General features: G+C 45.3%; 2 protein-coding genes. Both read left to right on the forward strand.

The genetic code is table 11. The features are described 5' to 3' along the window. On the forward strand, nucleotides 1-1,263 hold a 1,263-nt coding region (locus tag WKT11_RS19605), incomplete at its 5' end, for an ATP-binding protein (protein ID WP_340285749.1). Then, nucleotides 1,263-2,913: CD3337/EF1877 family mobilome membrane protein (locus tag WKT11_RS19610; RefSeq protein WP_340285752.1), on the forward strand; the 1,651-nt coding region annotated here is incomplete at its 3' end. The genes WKT11_RS19605 and WKT11_RS19610, both read left to right, overlap by 1 nt.

Raw genomic sequence — 2,913 nt, forward strand, 5'->3', positions numbered from 1 at the left:
CTTCCTGCCAGCAAGCGATATATCAATGACTATGTGCAGTATGTAAAATCAGATTTTTTAGCTGGGCTGGGCTTTGGTGCGACACAGCAGTTAGGGGAAACTACGGGTATCTATATGGGCTATTCCGTTGATACGGGAAGAAATGTGTACCTGCAACCGTCTTTAGCTTCGCAGGGCGTAAAAGGTACAGTTACCAACGCTTTAGCGTCTGCTTTTGTCGGTTCGCTTGGCGGTGGAAAGTCGTTCTGCAACAATCTTCTGGTGTATTATTCGGTGTTGTTTGGCGGTCAAGCAGTCATTTTAGACCCCAAAGCCGAGCGTGGCAACTGGAAAGAAACACTTCCAGAAATCGCCCATGAAATCAATATCGTAAATCTTACCAGCGATAAAGACAATGCAGGACTTCTTGACCCATTCGTGATTATGAAGAATGTAAAGGACGCTGAAAGTCTGGCAATCGACATCTTAACATTCCTTACGGGTATTTCCTCTAGGGACGGCGAAAAATTCCCCGTGTTACGAAAAGCGGTTCGTTCCGTTACCCAGAGCGACAGTCGGGGCTTGCTCCATGTAATAGACGAGCTACGCCGTGAAGATACGCCCATATCAAGAAATATCGCAGACCATATCGACAGCTTCACGGACTACGACTTTGCACATCTGCTGTTTTCAGACGGTACGGTGGAAAATGCAATCAGCCTTGATAACCAGCTCAATATCATTCAAGTAGCCGACCTTGTACTGCCAGATAAGGACACGACCTTTGAAGAATACACGACTATTGAATTATTGTCGGTATCTATGCTGATTGTGATTAGTACCTTTGCCCTTGATTTTATCCATTCGGACAGAAGTATTTTTAAGATTGTCGATTTGGACGAAGCGTGGGCGTTCTTAAATGTGGCACAAGGAGAAACGCTCTCTAACAAGCTGGTTCGTGCTGGACGAGCTATGCAGGCAGGTGTTTATTTCGTTACACAATCTTCTGGGGACGTGGCAAAGGAAAGTCTGAAAAACAATATCGGCTTAAAATTCGCTTTCCGTTCTACTGACATCAACGAGATAAAACAGACCTTAGAATTTTTCGGTATCGATAAGGACGATGAAAACAACCAGAAACGGCTTCGTGATTTGGAGAACGGACAATGCTTATTGCAGGACTTATACGGGCGTGTCGGTGTGGTACAGATACACCCAGTTTTTGAAGAACTGCTACACGCCTTTGATACCAGACCGCCCGTACAGAGAAATGAGGTGGAGTGATGAAAGAAAGGATAAAAGGTGCGTTCACAAAAAGGAAGATACTTCACTTTCTCAAAATGGCTCTGTTCGTGGTGGCACTCTCCCTTATCCTGCTTTCACTTCTGGGGACGGTGGCTCATGCGACGGGGCTTGTGGACGATACCATAAACGCAGAAAATCTTTACTCTAAATATCCGCTGTCGAATTACCAGCTTGATTTTTATGTGGATAATAGCTGGTCGTGGTTGCCGTGGAACTGGCTGGACGGGATTGGAAAATCGGTGCAGTACGGGCTTTACTGCATTACCAATTTTGTCTGGACGATAAGCCTTTATTTAAGCAATGCTACGGGCTATGTGGTGCAGGAAGCCTATAAGCTGGACTTCATCAATGATATGGCAGACAGTATCGGAAAAAGCATACAGACCCTTGCAGGCGTAACACAGAACGGTTTTTCCAGCTCTGGCTTTTATGTCGGTTTCCTGCTTCTCATTATCTTAGTGGTGGGACTTTATGTTGCCTATACAGGACTGATAAAACGGGAAACCAGCAAGGCACTTCACGCTGTTATCAACTTTGTGGTGGTGTTCGTGCTGTCCGCTTCTTTTATTGCCTACGCTCCCGACTATATCAAGAAGATAAATGAATTTTCATCAGACATCAGTACCGCTTCTTTGGACTTGGGAACAAAAATCATGCTCCCCAACTCTGACAGCGAGGGCAAGGACAGCGTGGACTTGATACGGGACAGCTTATTTTCTATTCAAGTGGAACAGCCGTGGTTACTCTTACAATTCGGGAACAGCAACGCAGAAGAAATCGGGGCAGACCGTGTGGAAGCTCTGGTATCAGTAAGTCCAGAGGACGAGGACGGAAAGACCAGAGAGGAAGTCGTGAAAACAGAAATCGAAGATAACGACAACAACAATCTGACGATACCGCAGGTCGTGAACCGTTTAGGCATGGTGTTCTTCCTACTGTTCTTCAATTTAGGGATAACGATATTTGTATTCTTGCTTACGGGCATGATGTTATTTAGCCAGATACTTTTTATTATCTTTGCAATGTTTTTACCTATCAGCTTTTTACTTTCCATGATACCGAGCTATGAAAGCATGGCGAAGCAGGCAATCGTAAGGGTGTTTAATACCATAATGACACGGGCAGGAATAACGCTCATTGTAACGGTGGCGTTCAGCATTTCCAGTATGTTTTATAACATCTCCACGGACTATCCGTTCTTTATGGTAGCGTTCTTGCAGATAGTATGTTTCGCTGGTATTTATATGAAGCTGGGCGATTTAATGAGTATGTTCTCTTTGAACGCTGGCGACAGTCAAAACATGGGACGCAGGATATTCCGCAGACCATATCTGTTTATGCGACATAGAGCTAGGCGTATGGAAAGACGGCTTGCTGGTGCGGTTACTGCTGGCGGTGTTGCTGGTGCGGTGGTAGGTAGCACGATTTCAAACAGAAAACCGACAAGGAACACAGCCACAAAAGACAGTCGGGGCAATACATCTACTTCCAGTATGGGACAGCGTGCAGGCTCAAAGGTGGGTGCTGTCTTAGATACGAAAAATAAAGTGAAAGACAAGGCAAATGCTGTCAAAGAGAATATCAAGGATATGCCGACACAGACCGCTTATGCGGTGTATTCCGCAAAGG

The sequence above is a fragment of the Blautia sp. HCN-1074 genome (assembly GCF_037890165.1).
In the GTDB taxonomy this organism is placed as follows: Bacteria; Bacillota; Clostridia; order Lachnospirales; family Lachnospiraceae; genus Blautia_A.